This is a genomic window from Brevibacillus parabrevis (genome assembly GCF_003710905.1).
Taxonomy (GTDB): Bacteria; Bacillota; Bacilli; order Brevibacillales; family Brevibacillaceae; genus Brevibacillus; species Brevibacillus parabrevis.
In genome coordinates this window covers 55597-80117 of record NZ_RHHV01000009.1, presented here as the reverse complement: position 1 = coordinate 80117, position 24521 = coordinate 55597, and the positions used below count along the sequence as shown (strand labels likewise).

Annotated in this window: 20 protein-coding genes, 1 riboswitch and 1 other annotated feature; of the genes, 16 read left to right on the top strand and 4 right to left on the bottom strand. The window is 52.4% G+C overall.

Annotation, left to right across the window (positions count from 1 at the left end; translation table 11 throughout):
* Positions 1–43: 43 nt before the first annotated feature.
* Positions 44–285 (top strand) — a binding site (T-box leader).
* A gap of 129 nt (positions 286–414) precedes the next feature.
* Positions 415–2832, top strand: coding sequence for a leucine--tRNA ligase (leuS, locus tag EDM60_RS11590; protein ID WP_122964129.1), 2418 nt, complete (start codon positions 415–417; stop codon positions 2830–2832).
* Positions 2833–3108: 276 nt separating this feature from the next.
* Here leuS and comER read toward each other — a convergent pair whose 3' ends face one another.
* The 3 genes from comER to asnB form a co-directional block, all read right to left on the bottom strand.
* Positions 3109–3942 carry a late competence protein ComER gene (comER, locus tag EDM60_RS11585; protein WP_122964128.1) on the bottom strand — a complete coding sequence of 278 codons (834 nt, stop codon included), beginning with the start codon at positions 3940–3942 and terminating at the stop codon, positions 3109–3111.
* Positions 3943–4013: 71 nt separating this feature from the next.
* Positions 4014–4793 carry a helix-hairpin-helix domain-containing protein gene (locus EDM60_RS11580; protein WP_122964127.1) on the bottom strand — a complete coding sequence of 260 codons (780 nt, stop codon included), beginning with the start codon at positions 4791–4793 and terminating at the stop codon, positions 4014–4016.
* Positions 4794–4905: 112 nt separating this feature from the next.
* Positions 4906–6831, bottom strand: a complete 1926-nt coding sequence (asnB, locus tag EDM60_RS11575; RefSeq protein WP_122964126.1) for an asparagine synthase (glutamine-hydrolyzing) — start codon at positions 6829–6831, stop codon at positions 4906–4908.
* 213 nt (positions 6832–7044) lie between these two features.
* Between asnB and EDM60_RS11570 the strand changes: the two genes are divergently transcribed.
* The 5 genes from EDM60_RS11570 to holA all read left to right on the top strand — a co-directional run bounded on the left by EDM60_RS11570 (position 7045) and on the right by holA (position 12306).
* Positions 7045–9420: a DNA internalization-related competence protein ComEC/Rec2 gene (locus tag EDM60_RS11570; RefSeq protein ID WP_122964125.1), complete on the top strand. Its 2376-nt coding sequence runs from the start codon at positions 7045–7047 to the stop codon at positions 9418–9420.
* A 53-nt stretch (positions 9421–9473) separates the two neighbouring features.
* Positions 9474–10019, top strand: a complete 546-nt coding sequence (locus EDM60_RS11565; RefSeq protein WP_063231360.1) for an RNA polymerase sigma factor — start codon at positions 9474–9476, stop codon at positions 10017–10019.
* Entirely contained in the window at positions 10019–10879 is an 861-nt protein-coding gene (locus tag EDM60_RS11560) for a hypothetical protein (protein ID WP_122964124.1), read from the top strand. Before EDM60_RS11565 ends, EDM60_RS11560 begins: the two co-directional genes overlap by 1 nt.
* 168 nt (positions 10880–11047) lie before the next feature.
* Positions 11048–11212, top strand: coding sequence for a hypothetical protein (locus EDM60_RS28565; RefSeq protein WP_167470281.1), 165 nt, complete (start codon positions 11048–11050; stop codon positions 11210–11212).
* Between the two features lie 53 nt (positions 11213–11265).
* Positions 11266–12306 (top strand): DNA polymerase III subunit delta, encoded by a 1041-nt coding sequence (holA, locus tag EDM60_RS11555; RefSeq protein WP_122964123.1) that lies wholly within the window; start codon positions 11266–11268, stop codon positions 12304–12306.
* A gap of 71 nt (positions 12307–12377) precedes the next feature.
* On the opposite strand, the gene rpsT is transcribed toward holA, so the two are convergent.
* Positions 12378–12653: a 30S ribosomal protein S20 gene (gene rpsT / locus EDM60_RS11550; RefSeq protein ID WP_005833151.1), complete on the bottom strand. Its 276-nt coding sequence runs from the start codon at positions 12651–12653 to the stop codon at positions 12378–12380.
* A 176-nt stretch (positions 12654–12829) separates the two neighbouring features.
* Here rpsT and gpr point away from each other — a divergent pair, with 176 nt between their 5' ends.
* The 10 genes from gpr to EDM60_RS11500 all read left to right on the top strand — a co-directional run bounded on the left by gpr (position 12830) and on the right by EDM60_RS11500 (position 24503).
* Positions 12830–13930, top strand: a complete 1101-nt coding sequence (gene gpr, locus EDM60_RS11545) for a GPR endopeptidase (RefSeq protein ID WP_122964122.1) — start codon at positions 12830–12832, stop codon at positions 13928–13930.
* Between the two features lie 147 nt (positions 13931–14077).
* Positions 14078–15256 carry a stage II sporulation protein P gene (locus tag EDM60_RS11540; RefSeq protein WP_122964121.1) on the top strand — a complete coding sequence of 393 codons (1179 nt, stop codon included), beginning with the start codon at positions 14078–14080 and terminating at the stop codon, positions 15254–15256.
* Between the two features lie 5 nt (positions 15257–15261).
* Entirely contained in the window at positions 15262–15570 is a 309-nt protein-coding gene (locus EDM60_RS11535) for a DUF3679 domain-containing protein (protein ID WP_063231364.1), read from the top strand.
* Positions 15571–15883: 313 nt separating this feature from the next.
* The gene (locus EDM60_RS11530) at positions 15884–16852 is read left to right on the top strand and encodes an ABC transporter ATP-binding protein (RefSeq protein ID WP_122964120.1); all 969 of its coding nucleotides are present in this window, start codon (positions 15884–15886) and stop codon (positions 16850–16852) included.
* Positions 16853–16871: 19 nt separating this feature from the next.
* Positions 16872–17843: an ABC transporter ATP-binding protein gene (locus EDM60_RS11525; protein WP_122964119.1), complete on the top strand. Its 972-nt coding sequence runs from the start codon at positions 16872–16874 to the stop codon at positions 17841–17843.
* A gap of 128 nt (positions 17844–17971) precedes the next feature.
* On the top strand, positions 17972–19636 hold the full coding sequence (locus tag EDM60_RS11520) for an ABC transporter substrate-binding protein (RefSeq protein WP_122964118.1): 1665 nt from the start codon (positions 17972–17974) through the stop codon (positions 19634–19636).
* Positions 19637–19739: 103 nt separating this feature from the next.
* Positions 19740–20750: an ABC transporter permease gene (locus tag EDM60_RS11515; protein ID WP_122964117.1), complete on the top strand. Its 1011-nt coding sequence runs from the start codon at positions 19740–19742 to the stop codon at positions 20748–20750.
* 18 nt (positions 20751–20768) lie between these two features.
* The gene (locus EDM60_RS11510) at positions 20769–21662 is read left to right on the top strand and encodes an ABC transporter permease (RefSeq protein WP_122964116.1); all 894 of its coding nucleotides are present in this window, start codon (positions 20769–20771) and stop codon (positions 21660–21662) included.
* Between the two features lie 185 nt (positions 21663–21847).
* A complete protein-coding gene (locus tag EDM60_RS11505) occupies positions 21848–22939 on the top strand; it encodes a M24 family metallopeptidase (protein ID WP_341867778.1) in 1092 nt (363 codons plus the stop codon).
* Between the two features lie 17 nt (positions 22940–22956).
* A riboswitch (cobalamin riboswitch) is annotated at positions 22957–23166 on the top strand.
* A 299-nt stretch (positions 23167–23465) separates the two neighbouring features.
* Positions 23466–24503, top strand: coding sequence for an ABC transporter substrate-binding protein (locus EDM60_RS11500; protein ID WP_122964114.1), 1038 nt, complete (start codon positions 23466–23468; stop codon positions 24501–24503).
* The last annotated feature ends 18 nt before the right edge of the window (positions 24504–24521 follow it).

Below are 24521 nucleotides of genomic sequence, written 5' to 3'. Positions count from 1 at the left end.
ATGGTTGGTTCCAATTGACTATAATGGCGTTATAACTGCAAATTTCGACGCGTTTAAGAGGAATAGTAGGAATATGCCCCGCGAGCATACAGAGAGTTGACGGCAGGTGCAAGTCAACCCGGGATCGTCCGAACTCGCCTCTCAGCACTCGCCTTGAAGGCCATTTTTGGATGGTTGTGTAAGGGTGGGCGGCTCATCCCCGTTACGGATTTAAGCGGGTGGATGCTTTGCATTCGCCAATGTGGGTGGTACCGCGGGAGTATAAACAAACCTCTCGTCCCTTTCGTTCAAGCGATTGGGGCGTGAGGTTTTCTTTATATGGCCGAAAGGCAGTTTGGATCATGATGTTGGCAACAGCTTGGCATAGCCAAGTTTTCTACTTTTTTACCTATTTCAAGATGGGAGTGCTCTACCATGGTTTTCAGTCATCGTGAAGTCGAAAAAAAATGGCAGCAATACTGGGAGCAAAACAAAACCTTTAAAACATCAGAAGACCCAGGCAAGCAAAAGTTTTACGCTCTCGATATGTTCCCGTACCCTTCCGGTGCAGGGCTGCACGTCGGACACCCGGAAGGCTATACGGCTACCGATATTTTGTCCCGCATGAAGCGGATGCAAGGCTACAACGTGCTTCACCCAATGGGCTGGGATGCGTTTGGTCTGCCTGCTGAGCAATACGCGCTCGACACAGGCAATGACCCTGCGGAGTTCACGGAAAAAAATATCAACACGTTTCGCCGCCAAATCAAGTCTTTGGGCTTCTCCTACGATTGGGACAGAGAGATCAACACGACTGACCCGCACTACTACAAATGGACCCAGTGGATTTTCACGAAGCTGTATGAGCACGGCTTGGCGTACATTGACGAAGTAGCTGTAAACTGGTGCCCTGCACTGGGAACGGTGCTGGCAAACGAAGAAGTCATCGATGGCAAGAGCGAGCGCGGCGGACATCCAGTCGAGCGCCGTCCAATGAAGCAATGGGTGCTGAAAATTACGGCCTATGCGGAAAGACTGCTGCAAGACCTGGAAGAGCTGGATTGGCCGGAGAGCATCAAGGAAATGCAGCGCAACTGGATCGGCCGCTCCGAAGGGGCAGAAGTTACTTTTGCCGTCGACGGACACGATCAAAGCTTTACCGTCTTCACGACGCGCCCGGACACGCTCTACGGCGCTACTTACGCGGTACTCGCTCCAGAACACAAACTGGTTGAGCAGATTACCAGCCCAGAGCAAAAAGCAGCCGTAGAAGCTTATTTGGAGCAAGCCAAACACAAAAGCGATCTGGAACGTACAGACCTGGCAAAAGAAAAGACAGGGGTATTCACCGGGGCATACGCTATCAATCCGGTAAACGGCGAGCGCCTGCCGATCTGGATCGCAGACTACGTGCTGATCAGCTATGGAACCGGCTCGATCATGGCGGTACCTGCACACGATGAGCGCGACTATGAATTTGCAAAAACATTCGACCTGCCGATCAAAGCGGTAATCGCGGGCGGAGACATTTCCAAAGAAGCGTACACAGGCGATGGAGAGCATATCAATTCCGGCATGCTCGACGGTCTGAACAAAGAGCAGGCGATCAACAAAATGATCGAATGGCTGGAAGCCGAAGGCAAAGGAAATCGCAAAGTGACTTACCGTCTGCGCGACTGGCTGTTCAGCCGTCAACGCTACTGGGGTGAGCCGATTCCGATTTTGCACCTCGAAGATGGCACGATGAAAGCTGTTCCAGCATCCGAACTGCCGATCATGCTGCCAAAAACAAAAGAAATCAAGCCATCCGGCACGGGCGAATCGCCGCTTGCCAACATTACCGATTGGCTGAACACCGTCGATCCGGAAACAGGCATGAAAGCGCGCCGCGAAACCAACACGATGCCGCAATGGGCGGGCAGCTGCTGGTACTTCCTGCGCTTTATCGATCCGCACAACGATCAAGCCATGGCTGATCCGGAAAAGCTGAAAGAATGGCTGCCAGTCGACATCTACATCGGTGGAGCAGAGCACGCGGTACTGCACTTGCTGTACTCCCGTTTCTGGCACAAATTCCTGTACGACATCGGCGTCGTACCTACCAAGGAGCCATTCCAAAAGCTGTTTAACCAAGGAATGATCCTCGGCGAAAACAACGAAAAAATGAGCAAATCCAAAGGCAACGTCGTCAACCCTGACGATATCGTACACAGCCACGGCGCCGATACGCTCCGCCTGTACGAGATGTTCATGGGGCCGCTGGATGCTTCCATCGCCTGGTCGACAAAAGGCCTCGATGGTGCGCGCCGCTTCCTGGATCGCGTATACCGCCTGTTCGTGCAAGACAACGGCCAACTGAACGAGAAAATCGTCGATACGAAAAAAGCAACGAGCATGGAGCGCGTTTACCATCAAACCGTGAAAAAAGTAACCGAAGACTACGAGGGCCTGCGTTTCAACACAGGTATCTCCCAACTGATGGTATTCGTGAACGAAGCGTACAAAGCAGACGTTCTGCCGAAATCGTACATGGAAGACTTCGTAAAAATGCTGTCGCCAATCGCTCCGCACTTGGGTGAAGAACTGTGGGAGAAGCTCGGACACAACGAAACGATCTCCTACGAAGCATGGCCAACTTACGATGAGTCGAAGCTGGTGGAGGACGAAGTGGAAATCGTCATCCAGATTAACGGCAAGAACAAAGAGAAGTTGCTGATCGCTTCCGATTCGACCAAGGAACAAATGGAAGAGCTGGCGCTTAACAACGACATGATCAAAGAACTGATCGATGGCAAAACGATCGTCAAAATCATTGCCGTTCCTGGCAAACTGGTCAACATCGTCGTTCGCTAATCGATTCGAGTGAACAACCATACAAGATTATTTGCTTGCTACTTCTGTCTTTAGCAATCACTGCTGGTTAGAAGAGGGAGCATGATAATCCAAACGGAAAAAAGGAGTGGAGCCTGCATCGACAGGCGTCCCACTCCTTTTTGATTATCTGCGTGCGGGTCCGGCAAGCAAGCCTGTCACGCGGCGCCTGATCAAGCGTACTGTCACGCGCCCGGGTCAAGCGTACCCGTCACGCGATCTTTTATCGACCTGTGCAACGATCAGCACATATGCAAGCTACTGCGGCTGCTCATTCAAGTAACGGTCAAGCAGTTCCTGATCCTCGGAAAATTTCGCTCGTGTGCGCTGGAATACTTCTCTGAAAATGCCTGGAAACTTACTTTGCAAAGGAATCAAACCTTCCCCGGTGATGCCTCCCGGGACGCAGACCCGTTGCTGCAAGGAAGGGAGGGTAAATTTTTCTTCCCGAAGCAAGTCAGCCACGCCGATTAGCATTTGCGAGGTCAAATACGTAGCAGCCTCTGGAGAAATGTTTGTCTCCTCCACGGCATCTTGAATCATCTGCTGCAAAATGTAGCTGAGAAAAGCAGGGCCGCAACTGGCGATGTCCGAAGTGATGCGCAAAAACGGTTCGCTGATTTCGACCGGGGTACTGATGTGGGCGAAAAGATTGCGGATGTAATGACGTTGCTCCTCGCTAACCCGCGACCCGAACTCGCATAGACTGACTCCGCTTTGTGCGGCATTGGTAATGCTGGGCACGACCCGGGCGATGGCGCATGGCACTTTCGATTCCAGATGCTCCAGTTTGATCGGGCTGGTAATGGTGATGAACAGATGTCCCTCCGTCAAAACAGGGGCGAGTTGGGCAAGCAGCTCGCTGTATTCCAGCGGCTTGACGCACAACACGATGATGTTGGCTTCTCTGGCCAAGTCTGCGTTGCTATGAGCGACCGCCAGCCCGCCAAGCCGCTTTGCGAGCTGTTCGGCTTTTTCGATTGTGCGATTGGTGATGATCATTTGGCTGGGAGACAGCGCTTTGGCGGACAGCAATGCTTCAATTAAGATACTGCCCATGCTGCCCGTACCAATGAACCCGATTTTATCCATGGGCATACCTCCCTCCGATATTCTTTTCCCATTCTATGTGGCAATTTTGCCAATCATGACCGGATGATCGTTTATTGCGCAACGATGTGGTCTTTGATCTTCTCGAACATCTTGGCCCCGATCCCCGATACCTTTTTCAACTCGTCGACCGAGCGAAAACGACCGACTTGTGTGCGGTATTCCAGGATCGCTGCTGCCCGCGACTCGCCGATTCCAGGCAACGTCATCAGCTCCTGGACTGTGGCCGAGTTGAGATTGACCGTTTTGCCTGGTTGCTTGCTGCTCCCCGCACCTGGAGCACCATTCACGCCCACCTGGACAGAAGCGGGGGAGGGCAAGCCTACGCCGGGCAGGGGAGAAGTGCCGCTGCTGCCTTTTGCCGGGATGATCAAGGCGGTGCCGTCAGCGAGTGGCTGAGCCAGATTGATTTGATCGAGGTCTGCTTGTGGAAGCGCTCCGCCAGCCTCTTCGATCGCATCTGCGACCCGCTTGCCAGGCGCAAAGCGATACAGCCCCGGTTTTTTCACTTTTCCTTTCACGTCGACGTAAAGAGACGGAGCAGCTTGCTCTTGTGCCGCCCCGGCCGCAAGCTGCCTGGAAGCCGAAGCCGAAGCCGAAGCCGAAGCAGGCACCGACGCGTCAGGTGCGGCTCTTTGCTCCGCTGGCGTGGTGGCAACGGATGGCACTTTCGGCTCCGCTGCGCCCTGCGCATAGGCAGACGCAGCGATCGGCATGCCAACGGTCCCTTCGCGGTTGTCTCGCTGATAAAGCCAAAAGCTGAGCGCCAAAAAAGCGATGGCCGCAACGACCAGAATGAGACGGCGATAACGTTCCCACCAATCGAGAAGCATGACAAAAGACCCTCCCTTACCCCGCGCGTGATTGTGAAATCGCTCTAGTCACAATCTACGAAAAGTAAGAGAGGGTCTGCAAATTTTTTTCATTCGCTCCTTGCCGGTTAAGTTAACCGATGTGCTGCAAGGAATTTTTTTTGCGGCGAATGTCTACGTTTGGACTCACATACGGATCAAACGTATATTTTTGCTCGATGAAAATTTGGTGCCACAGCATGAAGACGAGAATCGTCCAGATTTTGCGGCTGTAGTCGGCATTGCCTTCGCGATGCTCGTCAAGCATGTAGAGCACGTAAGCCTTGTTGATCAAATTGTCGACCTTCGATTCGAAAATGATCTCTTTGGCCCATTTGTAAAACTCGTTTTTCAGCCAATGGCGAGTCGGAACCGGGAAGCCCAGTTTCTTCTTCGATTTGATTTCCTGCGGCAAGAAGTCTTTCATCGCCTCGCGCAGAACGTGTTTGGTCGTGCCGTTGGCGATCTTGTACTTCGTCGGAATGGTCGCAGCAAATTCGAACACCTTCAGATCGATGAACGGAACGCGCAGCTCCAGGGAGTTGGCCATCGTCATTTTGTCGGCTTTCATCAAAATGTTTCCGCGCAGCCAAGTGTGAATGTCCAGATACTGCATTTTCGTTACATCATCGTACTGGGAGGCGCGCTTGTAAATGTCCTCGGTGATCGTAAACGGCGAGACGTACGATTCAGAGCGTGCGATGTCGTCCATCACGACGCGTCTTTTCATCTCTTCGCTGAAGATCAGGGCGTTTCCGAAAAAGCGTTGCTCAACCGTTTTCGAACCGCGGATGAGGAAGTTTTTCCCTTTTACCTGATCAGGCAGGCGGTGGGCCATGTAGCCGATGGACTGGCGCATCCAGCCCGGCATGCCGGAAAACATTTTGAGAGAGCTAGGTTCTCTGTAGATGTTGTACCCGCCAAAAAATTCGTCGGCACCTTCGCCAGACAAGACGACAGTGACGTGCTCACTTGCCATTTGCGCAACGAAGTAGAGCAAGATCGCAGAAGGGTCTGCCACCGGCTCATCCTGATGCCAGATGAGACGCGGCAATTCGTCCATGTATTGCTGGGCGTTGATTACCCGCTCGAAGTGCTCGGTTCCCAAAAAGCCAGCCGTGCGCTTGGCGAAATCAAGCTCGCTGTAGCCAGGGATGTCTGATCCGACGGAAAAAGTTTTCACCGGCTCAAAGGTGCGCAGCATGGCGACGATACTGCTGGAATCGACGCCGCTGGAGAGGAAAGCTCCGCGCGGCACTTCGCTAATCCGGTGCTTGTCGATCGACTCCATCATCACATCGCGGGTTCCTTCGACGAAATACGAGAACGGCTTGCTCTCATCCGGCTTGAACTCCACGTCCCAGTAGCGTTCCAGCTTGATCTGGTCGTTTTCGACGATGAACGAGTGCGCTGGCGGGATGCGATAGATGCCTTGATACATCGTTTCCGGATCAGGCACGTATTGGAAAGTCAAGTAATGATAAAAACCGTTGTGGTTTACTTCGCGCGTAAATCCAGGAATCTCCAGCAAGCTTTTGATTTCGCTGGCGACCCCGATGGAATCTTGCGTCTCCACGTAGTAGAGCGGCTTGATCCCGAAGTGGTCGCGTGCGCCGAACAACCGTTTTTTGCGGGAGTCGTAAATGGTAAAGCCGAACATGCCGCGCAAATGTTTAGGTGCTTCTGTTCCTACCTCCTCGTAGAGGTGCAGGATGGTTTCAATATCAGAATCGGTATGGAAAACGTGACCGATGTCTTTTAACCATTGTTGCAATTCCTTGTAGTTGTACACTTCACCGTTGCCAATAATCCAGATGTCACGTGTTTCGTTAAACAGCGGTTGATGCCCGCCTTCCACGTCAATGATGCTTAAACGACGAAAGCCCAGGGCGATGTTGTCTTCGAGATGAAAACCATCGTCGTCTGGACCACGGTGCAGGATGATACCGGTCATCGCGCTGATCGCTTCTTGCCTAACTGGCATTTGCCGCTTGTTGTAGAGTGTTACGATTCCACACATATGAAATGACTCTTCCTCTCACTGGATTGCTCCTGCTAACTCTATCACGTATCGCAAGCTGGCGCAATCTCTTCTGAATGCTTGGGACTGTACGCAAAACAGTCGTACAGCCTAAGGAAAAAGGACTCTCGTCTCTTCTATTTTTGTCCGCACGCCAAGGGATATACTCTCCTAAAGAAAAGAACAGTTCGACAAAGAACGGAGGGAGAGACTATGTCACTTTGGGGCGCTAGTCTGGCCGTAATGAGCGGTTTTCTCCTGGCTGCCTACGTCCAGCCCTTTTGGATGGCGGGCGTTCTCGGCGCATGGGCAGCAGTCTTGGCGTTTCTTCCGCTTGTCTACCGAAGGCGGCTCGCTTTTTACTGCTTCCTCTCTATTCTAGCAGGTCTCTATTTTTATGGGTACGAGATTCTCCATGCGTCCACGCTGAAACCATCAGCTGAACAGCAAGCGGCTGTCTGGGTTCGTGGAGAGATTGCTTCTGTCGTCAAGCGGGACGGCGATGCTGCCCGTTTTTTTGCCACCATCAGCGAATGGGGGGAGGAAAAAGAGCGGTTGCGTCCGCTTGCCAGTAACGAAAAAATAGTTCTTCGCGTCCAATTAGGTACGGCTGAGGAAGCAGCTGCGATTGAAACGTGGCGGACGGGCAGCCAGCTGACGGCTTTTGTCCGGCTGGCTTTGCCGAGTGGGGCGCGTAACCCGCACGCTTTTGACTATGCCCGCTATTTGCATTGGCAAGGGGTACACGTCACAGGCGACACATCATTTGGCGAGGTGCGCACAGAGGCGGCGGCAAGCGTATGGGGGAGCTTTCAGGAGTGGCAGGAGGCGGGAGCGAGCCGGATTGACCGCTTGTTTCCCGATCAAGAAACGGCGGGATACATGAAGTCGTTGCTGCTTGGGGTCAGTCAGGAGGTGACGCCCCAGCTTGCGTCCATGTACACCAATTTGGGCCTGAGCCATATTCTCGCCATATCCGGCTTGCATGTGACACTGGTGACCTCGATGTTTTTGTGGACGCTGGAAAAAGCGGGCGTCAGCCGTCGCTGGAGCCTATGTGCGACGGTCTTGCTGCTTGTGGGTTACGTACTGCTCGTTGGCGCCAGTGCTTCCGCTGTGCGAGCCGGCTTGATGGGAGGAGTAGGTCTTGTCTGTCAGGTCGTGGGGAAAAGACTGGATGGAAAAGAGATTTGGGCAGGCACGCTCCTCGGCATGCTCGCCACGAATCCGTATCAGTTGTGGCATGTCGGCTTCCAACTGTCTTTTGCCGTTACGCTGGGACTTATTTTGTTTGTGCCGTACAGCCAGCAAGTAGCTGTCCGCGTGCCTGCGTGGATCAGAACACTTGTGGCTGTGACGGTTTCCGCCCAGCTCGTCTCTTTTCCGTTTCTGCTGTACCATTTTCACCAGTTTTCTCCGCTTTCCTGGCTGGTCAATCTGATTGTGACGCCTGTGCTGTCTTTTTCTGTCTTGCCGCTCGGATATGCGGCGATCGTGCTTGATTTGCTTCACCCGGCGCTGGCGACGCTCCCTGTCTGGGTGGCTACCCATTTGCTCAGCTGGGTACACGAACCGCTCCTGGCTATGGATCAGTGGCTGATTCCATTTACCTACTGGCCGCATCCGGAATGGTGGTGGCTCCTCCTGTATGCCTGTTTTCTCGGGAGCATGCCCAGTTTGTGGAAGCTCGGTTTTCATCGGAAACGCGACGTCGTGCTCTGTTTGGCCTTATTTCTCGGGCTTTTGGCGGCGGCGAGACAACCGTTCGCAGGCAGCGATGAAGTGCGAATCACGTTCCTGGATGTCGGGCAAGGGGATTCCATCGTTGTCGAAATTGGCAATCAGAAGGTATACTTAATGGATGCGGGTGGGACAATGCGCCATCCGGCAGCGGAGCCATGGATGGAAAAGCGCGACCCGTTTGAAGTGGGCAAAGACGTCGTCCTCCCGTTTCTGATGTCGCGCGGGATTGAGAAAATTGATCGTGTCATCATGACGCATGGCGATTGGGACCATATCGGTGGAATGAAAGCGCTGGTGCCCCGCTTTTCTTTTGGAGAAGTGATGGTGAATGCTGCAACACCGGAGGAGAAAGAGACGGAGATTCTCCAGATGTTCCAGCAAAAAGGCGTTCCCATTACGACTGGCACCCCTGGTCAGGTGTGGTCGGATGGGCCGGAAATCGAATGGAAATGGCTTCATCCTGGAAAAACGACTCTTCGCGGCAATGATGCGTCCGTCGTGCTTCAGCTGACGGCATACAACAAAACGGTCTTATTTACGGGAGATGTGGAAAAGGACGGAGAGGCGGTCCTTGTGCAAAACGGCTTGACGCCCGTCGACGTTTTGAAAGTCGCCCATCACGGCAGCAAAAGCTCCAGTACCGACGAACTGCTGGCAGCTGTTTCTCCCGAGGCAGCGGTCATTTCGGTTGGCGTGAACAATCGGTACGGACATCCTGCGAGCGAGGTACTGCATCGTCTGGAAAGCTGCGGTGCTGCCGTTTACCGAACGGATCAGCAAGGGGCGGTTACGCTGATTATCTCGTCTGCGGGACTGATTTGGAAGACCCAACAATTGGATACATAACATGGTTGCAACCTTTTATATGAGCGACCCGTCTGTAGGGGGGAGAGGAGATTATGCAGGAAGCAGAATTGATCAGGCTGGCGCAAACCGGGGATCATGATGCGCTTGTCGAGCTGCTTCGATCCATTGAGACCTCCGTTTACCGAAGCGCTTATTACATTCTGGGAAATGAACAGGACGCGCTCGATGCGGCTCAGGAAGTGCTCATACGCATTTATCGAAAATTGGACACTTATCAGGAAAAGGCGAAGTTTTCGACCTGGGTACAACGCATCGTCAGCAACGTCTGTATGGATAAATTTCGCGCGAAGAAGGAAACGGTCTCAATCGACGAACACGAGCTGATCATACCTGATCGAAACAACGTAGAAGATGAAATCCTTCTCACCGGACTGTCAAACGACATCCAGGAAGCCATCGGAAAACTGCCTAGGCAGTACAGGATGGTAGTAGTTCTCCGCTATCTGGAAGACTTGTCTTACCAGGAAATCGCGGAAGCATTGGATTTGCCGCTTAACACGGTAAAATCGTATTTGTTTCGGGCTAGGCAACAGTTGCAGGAACTGTTGTACGACTACCAGAAAGGGGGGATCGGTTGATGACCAACGAAGAAATTTGGGAATGCATGCAGCGGGATCTGGATGGGGATTTGTCAGTGCAAGAACAGCAAGTGCTGCGCAACCTCATCCAAAAAGATGCTGACCTGCAACTTATGTACAACCGTCTGAAAACTGTGTCGCAAAAGCTAGAGCAGTTGCCCCCTGTCGTACCCTCAATCAGCATTGTAGATTCGATTCTGCCGCGTCTGGAATCCGCCGCAGCGAAGCCTGCGGTTGTGCAATCTGCTGTGCTTGAGGAATCCTTGCCTACTCTCGAAGTTAAGCGCAAGTCGTCTTCCCTGGCGGAATCGAAAAAGTGGAAGCGAGTGAAAGTGTGGCTGGCTGGTATTGGCAGTACGGCAGTTGCTGCCTGCTTGCTGGTTGGCGTGCTGTTTTCGGGGAGTGAAGAAAAGCCGCTGCAGCCGGATGCGTTTCAAAATGGTGCGGACAGCACACCGCCTGTCGTGACGAAAGATCCGGTTGTTTACGGCCCGGAAGCTCCTACTCCAAGCACTAATCCATCTCCATTGAATAAAAAGGAAGAGGAGAAGAAGTCCGAAAAGGCGCCACCGAAGAAACAAACACACAAACCACCAGCAAAGACCGAGTATAAGCCACCTGCCAAGCCGCCTGCTGCTAATGCGACTCCGCCAAATAAAGCGCCCGCAAATGTTCCAAAGCCTGTAGTAGTGACAGAGGATAAGCCACCGTCATTCCCGGTTGGACTGGAAGAGAAATCGGACGAAGATGACAACAAGTCTGCGCGTGAAAAAGATGACGGGGACAAGGACGAGGAGAAAGACAACAAGAAAGACAACAAGCAGGAAGAGCGGGAGAGCAATAAAGAGAACGACGATTGATAAAAAGGTCTCTCCTGCTTTGCACATGCAAACGTGGTTTTTCAAACGGGACTGGCACCACTAAGGGGATTCGTGCGTAAAGTACATTATCAAGCACCCCCTGCTTACCGTTTGGGGAGGAGGAATCCCGGGGCTTTTCCCTGAACGTTTACATAGAGGTGCCAACGGATGGAAAAACCGCTGCCGACCGAACAGGTAGCGGTTTTTTTCTGTTCAAAATCGCTGCTTGCGGCTGGTTCGCCATCTGCTGCACCGATGAACGCGGTTGCAGGCTCGCAAAAAGCAGGCGGCCGATTGATTGTGCCTGGAGCAACGAACAGCAAACCACGGTGAGCGTTTTGTGCTATAATTACGCAGGAAAGAGCAAGGAAAGGGAGGGAACAGGCATGCCACTCCTCTCGGCGATTCGGGAAATCAGGCAAAAGCAATTTTCGCCGGTCTATGTGTTGTATGGCCCGGAGGCATTTCTGGCCGAAGAATTTTTGACACTGGCGAAAAATCAGATGATTGATCCGCAGTTTCGCGATCTGAACATGAGCGTATACGATTGCACGGAGACGGGGCTGACAGACATTTTGCAAGACGCGGAGACGTTGCCGTTTTTGGGCGAGCATCGGCTGGTTATCGCCAGACAGGCTTATTTTTTGACGGGGAGCAAGCCGCAGACGAAAGTGGAAAGCGATCCGGATGCCTTGCTGGGGTATCTGCAAAATCCGCCTCCGTATACGACCTTGATTTTACATACGGAGTCAGAGAAGCTGGACGAACGGAAAAAGCTCGTCAAAACGCTGCAACAAAAAGCAAAAGTCATTCCGTTTCCGTTGCTGAAAGATGCTGACTTGTACGGTTGGGTGGAACGGCAAGCGGACAAGTATCAGGCCAAAATCGGACGTCAGCAGGCGATGAAGCTGGTGGAACGCGTAGGGCAAGAATTGCGGCTTCTGGACAAGGAAGTGGAGAAGCTGGCCTTGTATGTAGGCGTCGGGGGAAGCATTACGGATGAGATAATCGAAATGCTTGGCGCACGGACGCTGGAGCAGGACGTGTTCGGGCTGATTGAGCAAGTAGCGTCAGGCAAGCTGGACAGGGCATTGCGCATGATGTACGACTGCATGAAGACGGGCGAGGAGCCGATCAAGCTGATTGCCTTGCTGGCCAGACAGTTCCGCATGCTGTTGCATGTCAAGCAATTGGCACCGCGCGGTTACTCGCAACAGCAAATGGCCGGGATGATCAAGATGCATCCGTATGCGGTGAAAAAAGCGATAGAGCAGGCGCGGCATTTTTCCGAGGATTCCTTGAAAAAGCTGCTGCACATTTTGGCGGAAGAAGATTTTCGCATGAAGTCCGGACAAGTGGACAAGCGGCTTGCCCTGGAGCTGTTTGTTGCGCGGGCGCATGCAGAGCGGCAGCGGACGACCGGGTAGTGCCTAGGGTCAATCAGCCAATAAAAAAACCCCATGAACAAATTGTTCGCGGGGTTTTTTCGGCTGGTCTCTTACGCTACAGGAGCGCTCAGAACGTTGAGCTTTTTCATCAAACGAGACTTTTGACGGTTTGCTGCGTTTTTATGAATGAGACCTTTCGAAGCGGCCTTGTCCAGCTTTTTCACAGCCACCAGAAGAGTGGATTTCGCCAATGCTACATCAGAAGCGGCGACAGCTTTCTCAAAGCTCTTGATGGAAGTGCGCAGATCAGACTTTTGAGAAGCACGGTGTGCGCGGCGCTTTTCGATTGTTTTGGTGCGTTTAATCGCGGATTTAATGTTTGGCATGTGTGTCACCTCCTTAGACGACCATAGACATACAGTCATACAACAAAGTAATTCTAGCATGCGCCAACACCATTTGCAAGAAAGGATTCGGAATAAAAATAAAGGATTCAAGCAACCTAGTAGCAGGAAGAAAACGGTCATGGCCGTTTTTACTTCGTGAAGGGAGTCGATGGAACATGGCGCACAACATTGATTTGTCAGGCTACTCGATTCGAACCGATCTGGCGGTGGAGGCTCACGAGCTGGCCCAGCAGCAAAACGAAAGCAACATCGAAGGCATTTGGCTGCAAGCAGACGACAGTGAGCCGAATATCAAAGTGACGCGACTGCACGTGCAGACCGAAGCGGCAGGCAAGCAAATCGGCAAGCTGCCGGGGCGCTATTTGACGATGGAAGTACCAAAGCTGCGCGACAACGATACTTCCATAGAAGAGCAAGTGGCGAAGCGATTCGCGATGGAGTTTGCCGCTTTTCTGGAACAGATGGGGATCACGAAAGACAAGAAAGCGCTCGTCGTGGGGCTCGGCAACTGGAATGTGACCCCGGACGCGCTCGGCCCGATGGTGGTGGAAAATCTGCTCGTTACACGCCACTTGTACAAGCTGGCGCCGGAAACAGTGGGTGAAGGCTATCGCGAGGTCAGTGCCCTGTCGCCGGGTGTTTTGGGCATTACCGGGATCGAGACGAGCGAGATCGTGTTTGGGGTCGTAGAAAAAAGCAAGCCGGACTTCGTCATCTGTATCGATGCGCTGGCCTCTCGCGCTCTGCATCGCGTAAACACGACGATTCAAGTATCCGACACGGGCATACACCCCGGCTCAGGCGTGGGCAACAAGCGAAAATCGATTGATCAGGCTACTCTCGGGATTCCGGTCATTGCGGTCGGAGTGCCGACCGTTGTTTTTGCTTCTACCATCGTCAACGACGCGATTACGTATTTGCTCGGGCATTTTGGACAATCCATGGTCGAGAGCAAGCGAGCGTTCAACAAGCTGTCGCTGAGTACCGTTCCCGAACGCAAGGAACCGTATACGGAGGATGATTTGCCTGATATGGAATCACGCAAGACGTTCATGGGGCTGGTCGGATCGCTTCCGGAAGAAGAAAAGCGGCAACTGATCCACGAAGTGCTGCGGCCGCTGGGGCAAGATTTGGTCGTCACGCCCAAAGAAGTGGATGACTTCATTGAAGGAGTTGCCAATGTGATTGCCACAGGCTTGAATCGATCTCTGCATCAGGCTGTGAATGAAGATAATAGCGCCGCCTACACTCACTAGACGGCTGAAGGATGAAAATAACTAGATTGGGAGAGTTGAGCTAGAAAAGGGTTCTATCGTCTCTATGAGGCTCATAGGCTAAAGCATAGACAAGCGTGAAAGAAAGCATGCGTGCTTGTCCATGCTACAGCCAGAGGAGTGAGACTGATGGCGACCCTAGTCCAACGCCAATTCGCTGTTCTTTCATTCATAACCGCTTTTTTGTTCGTCATGACGGGTGTGTTTTCGCTGGGAGGAAATCGCCTCGCAATCACCTCCTCCGCCATCCAGCAGGCGGCTTCGCATATATCGAGCCTGGCGATACTCAACTGGATGGGGCAGGAGATTCCAGCGTTGTCTGCCACCGTGCAAGCTTCGGGCGATGCCAGATCCAACAGCGTGACGGGCTTTCTTTTTCAGCTCGCGACGAACATTCAACCCGGAGATTTGCGCAGTCTGCTTGGCAGAGAGCTGCCGGGGATGGTAACGACAGAAGACGCCCGCTTTGTCGTTCAGGGAAAAGGTGCGTCGTTGGCTGATTTTTACGTAGAGTACCCAACGCGAGTGGCGGATACTTCCCAGCTCGTTCCGGTTGTAGAGCCAGCGACACAAGAAGCGGCGAAGCAGGAAGAAGAGAAGCCCGCTCCGGCTCCGGTAGCAAAGCCGGTGTCGACAGGCGGCAAGAAAATCGTGTTCGTCTACAATTCGCACAACCGCGAGTCGTGGTTTAGTGAGACAAAGCCTGTAGGAACGGCTGTCGATCATCCTACGCGAAACATCTCTTTGGTCAGCCAGCGTCTGAGCGAAGAACTGAACGAGCGGGGGATCGGCTCGGAGGTTAGCAAGGACGACATTTACCAGCAACTGTTGAACAAGAAAATGGACTACGCCCTGTCATACGCCCAATCGTTGCAGGTGGTCAAGGCTGCCGTGGAAAAAAATCGCGAGCTGCACTACTTTTTCGACCTGCACCGCGACACGGCTCCGCGCGAAACTACTACCGTAACGATCAAAGGCAAAACATACGCAAGAGTCATGTTCGTCATCGGCAAGCGCAACAAAAGCTACGAGAAGAACGAAGCGTTTGCGACAGACCTGCACAATCTGATGGAGAAAATGTACCCTGAGCTGTCACGCGGAGTGATGGAAAAAGGCGGAAAAACCGATCACGGCGAGTATAATCAGTCCATCTCTTCGGGAAGCATGTTAATGGAAATAGGTGGAACGGGAAATACGTTGCAGGAAAGCCTGAATACGGCGGAGGCGCTGGCCGATGTTTTTGCCGCTTATTACTTGCAGGCTGAGAAGGTAAGCAAAACGGAATCGCAAGAGCCTGCGAAGAGGTGATGGGCATGAACGTGACGGTGAAGCTGACGGGGCTTTTGGTCGTCCTTTTGATCGGTGTGGTGCTTGGGCTGCAAACGGCGGAGCGGGGCATATCCAAAGTAAGCGGTGTGCCGGAAGAAAAGGCGCAAACCTTTTACATCAAAAAAGTGGATCAAGGCCAGATGGAAATCGCGGTGATGGGCAAGCAGGTCCAGACTGCCGGGCCGGAGAAAATGGTCAATTACGTGAGCCGGGTGGGACTGACACTGGGTGACAGCATCAAAAACGGTGCGCAAATGTTTGTCGATTGGGTAGGAAGTTTTTTCGAGCCATAGATTTTGTTTACGCGCAAAAAGAAGGGGTGTACAAAGCCCCAGTGACAAAAGGCCCGCCAAAACGGGCTTTTTTTGTGCGCATGGACAGGCTCGGACAAGATGTCCCAAACGGCATAACGCAGACTGTGTCTGAGATGTGGGCTTCAAAAACATTTTCTGGAAGGAAATGGAGAAGGTGAAGGAGAATATTCTATATAGTCAGTAAAAATATAATAGTTAGAATTTATTGTGTTGCCAAAAAATTGTATTAATGGCATAATGTCTACTGATAGATCTTTTTCTACTGAATATATCGGTAAGAGAGGTGAGCCACGTGTCAGATCCTGTCCTGCAAATTGAAAACCTGCAAACGCACTTTTTCACGGACCGCGGCCAAATCCCTGCCGTTGATGGCGTGACGATCACGGTTAACAAAGGAGAAGTAGTGGGCATAGTCGGCGAGTCAGGCTGTGGAAAAAGCGTCACTTCCCTGTCTGTCATGAAGCTGGTGCCCAATCCGCCGGGAAAAATCGTCGGGGGAACAATCAAGTTCAAAGGGGAAGACCTCGTAACAGCCAATGAAAAGCGGATGAGAGACATACGCGGAAATGAAATCGCGATGATTTTCCAGGAGCCGATGACATCTCTGAACCCCGTTTTCACGATCGGGAATCAGATCGGCGAGGCCATTCGATTACATACAAAGGCTAGCAAAAAACAGTCGCGGGATCGCGCCATCGACATGTTGAAAAAAGTGGGAATCCCGCGAGCCGAAGCGATTGTCGATGAATACCCGCACCAGCTCTCCGGCGGGATGAGACAGCGTGTCATGATTGCCATGGCTATGGCCTGTAATCCGGAGCTTTTGATTGCGGACGAGCCGACGACGGCTCTCGATGTGACGATTCAGGCGCAAATTCTCGACTTGATGCGGCAGCTCAACCGGGAAGCGCAGACGGCGATTTTGCTCATCACCCATGACTTGGGCGTGGTTGCCGAAATGTGCCACAGAGTTGTCGTCATGTACGCGGGCAATGTCATCGAAGAAGGGGATGTCCGCACCATTTTGAAAAAGCCCAAACATCCGTACACAAAAGGGCTGCTCAATTCCTTGCCGAAGCTGGAAGAGTCGCAGGAAAGGCTCTACTCGATTCCGGGGAATGTGCCGATCCCAGGCTCGCTCACGGTCGGATGCCGCTTTGCACCTCGTTGTGATCAGGCGACAGACCTTTGCCGCAGCGAAATGCCGCAGCTCAAAGCGGTAGGAGACAACCATTTTTCCCGCTGCTGGCTGAGTGAATAACCCGAAAGGAGCATGCCCGTTGACAGAAGAACTACTCGTCGTAAAAAACTTGAAAAAGTATTATCCCATCACAGGTGGCGTCCTGGGCGGGGAAGTAGGTGTGGTGAAGGCCGTCGATGATGTCTCGTTCGCCGTCAAGCGCGGGGAGACGCTCGGATTGGTCGGAGAGAGCGGCTGTGGCAAGTCCACGACGGGACGCTCGCTGCTTCGGCTGATTGAGCCTACCGCAGGCGAAATCACGTTTGACGGTGTCAACGTTACAGCACTTTCCACAGATGAGATGCGCAAAATGCGGCGCGATATGCAGATCGTGTTTCAAGATCCGTTCGCCTCTCTGAATCCTCGTCACAATATTGAGAAGATTCTGGAAGAGCCACTTGTCGTACATAAAATCGGGACGAGTTCCGAGCGCAAAAAAAGAGTGCAGGAAATGCTGGAAGTCGTGGGGCTGAGCAGCTACCACGCGAGGCGCTACCCGCACCAGTTCAGCGGCGGGCAACGCCAGCGGATCGGCATCGCCAGAGCGCTCATGCTCAACCCCAAGCTGATTGTAGCGGATGAGCCTGTGTCCGCGCTTGACGTGTCCATTCAGTCGCAGGTGCTCAATCTCATGCAAGATTTGCAAAAGGAAATGGGCCTCACCTACTTGTTTATCGCCCATGATTTGAGCGTGGTGCGTCACATCAGCGATCGGGTGGGTGTGATGTACCTCGGCCGAATTGTCGAATTGACGACGAGCGGACAGCTTTACTCGAACCCGCTCCACCCTTATACAAAAGCACTATTGTCTGCGGTGCCGACTCCGGACCCGGATGATGTACGGGAACGGGTGATCTTGCAAGGTGACGTGCCAAGCCCGGCGAATCCGCCGAGCGGCTGTACGTTCCATACTCGCTGCCCCCACGTGACAGAAGAATGCCGCTCAACTCGTCCCGCTTTTCAGGACGTGGGTGATGGACATTTTGTGGCCTGTCATCTGTACAAACAGTAAAGCCGCACACGAGGATGACCGCCTGATGAAAAGGAAGCCTTTTTAAAGGGGGGATGCGAGGCAGGAGCGACACGGATGATGATGGATTAATGTAACATGCTTTCATTTTAGAAGAGGGGGATGTTTTCATGAAGAAGAGAGTTCTCTCCGCAGCCATGACCAGCCTGTTGGCTCTGGGCATGTTGCTTGCTGGATGCAGCGGTTCTCAAACGACACAAGCGCCGGCAGAACAGCCAAAGACAGAAACTCCGGCAGCGACTCCAGCACCTGAGCCAGCCAAATCGGGGCCTAAGCAATTGATCGTAGGCCGCGGCGGCGATACAGTCGGTCTCGACCCGATCGCTCAAACCGATGGCGAATCGTTCAAGGTGACGGAAAACGTGTTCGATACACTGGTAGGTTACGCCGAAGAAAGCACAGAAGTTGTTCCTTCTCTGGCGGAAAAGTGGGAAATTTCTCCGGACGGCTTGACGTACACTTTCCATTTGCGCAGTGGAGTCAAATTCCATGACGGCACCGATTTTAATGCAGAAGCCGTAAAATGGAACTTCGAGCGCTGGAGCGACAAGAGCCATCCGCAACATAACAAAGAAGGCTTCGAATACTACAACGACATGTTCGGCGGCTACAAAGGCGACGAAAACCATGTCATCAAGTCTGTAGAAGCGGTAGATGCGCAAACGGTGAAGTTCACCCTGAACCGCCCGCTCGCGCCATTCATTCAAAACCTGGGCATGTCCTGCTTCGCGATTGCCTCGCCAAAAGCGGTACAGGATATGGGACCTGAGAAATTCAACGAAAATCCGGTAGGAACCGGGCCGTTCAAGTTCGTAGAGTGGAAGCGCAATGACACCATTACGCTGGAGAAAAACCCTGACTACTGGAACGCTGGTTTCCCTAAACTCGACAAACTCGTGTTCAAGGTTATCCCTGAAAACACGGCTCGCTTGACAGCACTGACCTCTGGCGAAATCGACATGATGGACGGTGTGAACCCGGATGACGCGCAAACGGTAAAAGACAACAAGGATCTGCAACTGATCCTGCGTCCATCCATGAACATCGGCTTCGTCGGTTTCAACGTGGAGAAAAAGCCACTCGACAATCCAAAAGTTCGTGAAGCACTCGCATACGCGATCAACAAGCCAGCTATCATCGAAGCATTCTTTGCAGGACTTGGCCAACCGGCTGTGAACCCAATGCCACCATCGATCTGGGGCCACAACGGCAACATCAAGGATCGTGAATTTAGCATTGACAAAGCGAAGCAGCTTTTGACCGAAGCAGGCTTCCCGAACGGCTTCAAAATCAAGTTCTGGGCAATGCCAGTTGCTCGTCCGTACATGCCTGATGGCGTGAAAATTGCCGAGGCAATCCAGCAAGACCTAAAAAAAATCGGAGTAGAAGCTGAAATCGTGACGATGGAATGGGCGACTTACCTGGAAAAAACAAAAGCAGGCGAGCAAGAAATGTTCATGCTCGGTTGGACCGGCGACAACGGCGACCCGGACAACTTCCTGGCGACTTTGCTGGATAAAAACAACATCGGCGGAAACAACCGTACGCGCTGGGCAAACGAAGATGCGCACAAGCTCTTGATGGCTGCTCAGTCCGCTACGACCAAGGAAGAGCGCGAGAAGCTGTACCTGCAAGTGCAAGAGCTGATCTTCAAGGACGTGCCGATGGTGCCACTGGCTCACTCTACGCCAGCATTGGCTGCCAAAGCGAACATCATCAACTACAAGCCGCATCCAAAAGGCTCCGAGAGTCTGGAAAAGGTTGACTTCCAGTAAAACCGGATGGAATGTGAAAGCCAAGCAGGGTAAGAGGAGAAAACCTCTTCTTACCCTTTCTTTTTGCACCTAGCCATTATTTTTTTGTAAGGAAAGCGAGGAGATGGCATTGCTATCCTACAGCATCCGAAGAATTTTTATGCTCATCCCCGTTCTACTGGGCATGTCCATCGTCGTATTTTCCATCATCCGTGCCATCCCAGGTGATCCGGCTCTGACCATATTGGGAGAGAAAGCAAGTCCGAAAGCGATTGAAGATTTACGGGAAGTTTTAGGCTTGAACAATCCGTGGTACATTCAATACTTTGACTATTTGAAGCAAATCATCACCGGAGATTTGGGAGTTTCCCTGCATTCCGGAGCAAGCATCACGCAAGAAATCGGGCCGTATTTGGCCGCTACTACCGAGCTGACGATCGTCAGCATGCTTTTCGCTGTGATTATCGGAGTGAACGCAGGAATTTTGTCTGCGTGGAAGCAAAACTCCTGGTTTGACTACTGTGCGATGTTGATCGCCTTGATCGGTGTCTCAATGCCAATCTTTTGGCTAGGTTTGATGGAGCAATGGTTCTTTGCGCAAGAACTGAAATGGCTGCCATCCGTTGGTCGCGACAATTCGCGTAATCCTGTAGAGGCCATTACGCAGTTCTATATACTGGACACGATTATGGCTGGACAGTGGGATCAGCTGTGGGAAGTGGTCAAGCATTTGATCCTGCCCGGAGTGGCTCTCGGAACGATTCCGATGGCGATTATCGCCCGGATTACCCGATCGAGCATGCTGGAAGTGATGCGTGCGGATTACGTCAGAACAGCCCGGGCAAAAGGCTTGGCGCAGTTCTGGGTCGTGTACAAGCATGCATTGAAAAATGCAATGATTCCCGTGTTGACGGTGATTGGTCTGCAAACAGGCTTGCTCCTGGGGGGAGCGGTGCTGACCGAAACGATTTTTGGCTGGCCCGGCGTCGGCCGCTACATTTTCACAGCCATCGGAAACCGGGATTATCCGGTGATCCAGTCCGGCATCTTGGTGATCGCTACGATTTTCGTACTGATCAATCTCTTGGTCGACCTTCTGTATGCTTACATTGACCCGCGCATTAAATACCGCTAGAGGAGGGACAAAGGAGATATGGCAGAAACTCACGTACAGACTGTGACCTGGAAAGTAAAAGATGAAGAAGTAGTCTCTCCTTGGCGGGAAGCGTGGAGAGCGTTGCGCAAGAACAAGCTGGCGATGGTCGGATTGGCGATTATCCTGTTTTTCGTGGCGGTCGCTGTGTTTGCTCCGATGATCGCGCCGTATCCTTACGATGAAGGCGAGCTGGTCATGAAAAACAAGCCGCCATCGGGGGAGCACTGGTTTGGAACGGATTACAACGGGCGGGACGTGTTCAGCCGCGTCGTGTACGGGGCGCGCATTTCCTTGTGGGTAGGCACCTTTTCCGTCATCGGCTCGGTCGTCGCCGGAACGATTCTCGGCTTGCTCGCCGGATTTTACGGCAAATGGATTGACACGCTGATCTCCCGCATTTTTGATATTATGCTGGCGTTCCCAAGCATCCTGTTGGCGATTGCGATTGTCGCGATTTTGGGGCCGTCTTTGCAAAACGCGCTGTTGGCGATTGCCATTATCAACATTCCGACTTTTGGACGTCTGGTTCGCTCGCGGGTTCTCAGCTTGAAGGAAGAAGAGTTCGTCATGGCGGCGCGCGCGATCGGGATGAAAGATTCCCGGATCATTATGCAGCACATTTTGCCGAACAGCCTGGCTCCGATCATCGTGACAGGGACGATGGGGATTGCTACTGCGATCATTGAAGCGGCGGCACTCGGCTTCCTTGGACTCGGTGCGCAGCCACCGGAGCCTGAGTGGGGGAAAATGCTTTCCGATTCCCGTCAATACATTCAAAAAGCGCCGTGGACGGTTATTTTTCCCGGACTGTCGATCATGTTGACCGTACTTGGCTTCAACCTGATTGGCGACGGCTTGCGGGATGCGCTTGATCCACGGATGAAAAATTAGTTGTAGTGCGAAGGGCAGTAGGGACACAAGCGTCCAGGCTGCCCCTTTTTTCGCGTCTGCTGGCTTATTTTCTTTGGGCATATGCTGGAGGATTCATGAGAGAATTTTCCGCTTCTCTCTTCTTTTTTAGGCAGGAAAATGGTATTCTCAGGGGTAGAATATTGTCGAAAGAGAAGGTGACGCAGTTGTTCCAGGAGCGTATTTCGAAGCTGCACGATTTTTTGGCAAACCATGAGTTAGACGCGGTATTGATCACTTCTCCCAAGCATGTTTACTATTTGACCGGGTTTTTTACTGATCCGCACGAGCGTTTTATGGGGCTGATCATTCCGGCCCAAGGCGAGCCTTCGCTGATTGTGCCTGCCCTTGATCGGGAAGCGGCGGCGGCAGCATCGTTTGTTCAGACGATTCTTACACATACGGATACGGACAATCCGTACGAGATTCTCAAGCAGGCGTTGCCAGCGGGCTTGTCCAAGCTGGGCATCGAGAAAAGCCACATGACGGTAGAACGCTTCGAAGCCATGGGACAAGCCGTCGGTGCGCAGAGCTACACCGATGTGGAAGAACCGCTTCGTGAAATGCGCCTGATCAAATCGGCAGATGAAGTTGCCCGTTTGAAAAATGCGGTTCAACTGATCGAAGATACGCTTAGCGAGACGTTGAAAAAATTCAAAGTCGGTCAGACCGAAATGGAGATTGTCGCGGAGCTGGAATTTCAGATGAAGCGTCTGGGAGCAGATGGCCCATCCTTTTCCACGATGGTACTGGCAGGCGAAAAATCGGCATTGCCGCATGGAACGCCAGGTTCGCGCCAGGTGCAGGAAGGCGATTTGCTGCTGTTTGACATTGGCGTAGCAGCTGATGGTTACGTTTCGGATATTACCCGCACGTTTGCCGTCGGGGAAGTCAGCGAACAACTGCGCGAAATTTATGAGACAGTGCTTGCGGCGAATGAGGCGGCGATTGCAGAGGTTCGTCCAGGCGTGACTTTTGCCCATCTCGACAAGACCGCTCGCGACTTGATTGCCGCGCGAGGCTATGGCGAATACTTCATGCACCGACTGGGACACGGTTTGGGCATGGATGTGCACGAATATCCGTCCGTACATGGTCAAAATCAGGAAACGCTTCGCCCGGGCATGGTGTTCACCATCGAGCCAGGCGTTTACGTACCGGGAGTAGGCGGCGTGCGCATTGAAGACGATGTGCTCGTAACCGAATCAGGCGTGGAAGTATTGAGCAAGTTCCCGAAACAACTGACTGTGATTGGCTAACGATCACGAAACACACAATTTCATATGAATCTGATGGTGCTGGCTGGAATCGTTTGGTTCCGCCAGCTTAATAGGGAAGTCCGGTGAAAATCCGGCGCGGTCCCGCCACTGTAAACGAGGAGTGCCTAGTGCGCAGCAACCACTGTTTTTCGCCAGACGAAAAATGGGAAGGGAACTAGGCATGTTGATTCGTGAGCCAGGAGACCTGCCATGAGATCATTTGCAATCGACCCACGAGGATGGGACAGATGTAGAAGCAATCTTTAGAAAAGGCGCTCCACAAACGCTGGATCTATAGATATGTCTGCGTATGTCGAGCACCTCCCGATTGGAAAACTGGGGGGTGCTTTTTTCTATGGGTATCATCGTGGCAGCAACACGTGGAGAGGGGGAGATGCCATTTCCTGTATTGCCAAACGGAGCGGCTTTCCGTATAGTGTAGATGTAATTCGTAACAATTACGATTTGCATATCAATTGTTTTCATCGTACAGAGAACATGAAAAGAAGAGAGGGTAACAAAACAAATGAATAAAACACCTAAGAAAAAGAAAGCCTTGCAAGGATTTTGGTTCGCGTCTGTGACTGCAATCATGCTGCTCATGTCTGCGTGTGGTTCCGCAACACCGGCAGCCCCTGAACAAGCTGCTACCAAGCCAGGCTCGGAGCAAGCTGCTCAGCCTGCCGCTGGCGAAAACAAGCCAGTGACAATCGTCAACAACGGCATCGAAATGACTTATCCGGAAGCACCAAAACGCGCTGTCACCATGAACCAGCACGTGACGGAAATTATGCTCGCTCTCGGTCTGGCTGACAAAATGGCCGGGACTGCGTATTTGGACGATCAAATTTTGCCTGAGTTGAAAGCTGACTACGACAAAGTGCCTGTGCTGTCCGACAAGTACCCGACGAAAGAAGTGCTGATGGCTGCCAACCCTGACTTTGTGTATGCAGGCTGGAAAAGCGCCTTTGGCGATAAAGGTGTAGGCTCGATGGAGGAGTTGGAGAAAGCAGGGGTCAAATCGTACCTGCAAGAGTCTTCCAACAAGCCGGGCCCGACTATTGACGACGTATTCGCTGACATTGCAAACATCGGCCGCATTTTCCGCGTGGAAGACAAGGCGAACGAACTGATTGGCAAAATGAAAGCGGAAATGGAACAAACGACAAGCAAAATCGGTACCGTGGACAAGCCGCTCAGCGTGTTTGTGTACGATAGCGGAGAAGATCAGCCGTTCACAGCTGCAAACAACTACATGACTGCCCTGATCAAGGCGGCGGGCGGCAAAAACGTGTTTGACGACATTCAAAAAGGCTGGGCAACCGTGAGCTGGGAAGAAGTCGTGAACCGCAAGCCTGACGTTATCGTTGTCGTGGATTACGGCGACAAAACGATTGATCAGAAGAAAGAGTTTTTGCTCGCCAAAAAGGAACTGGCTGACTTGCCAGCGATTCAAAACAAACGTTTGATTGTATTGCCACTGTCCGCAGCCTCCGAAGGGGTACGCGCACCGATCGCGCTGAAAATCCTCGGCGAAGGACTGTACCCGGATAAATTCAAATAAAGAACGGCTGCTTAATTA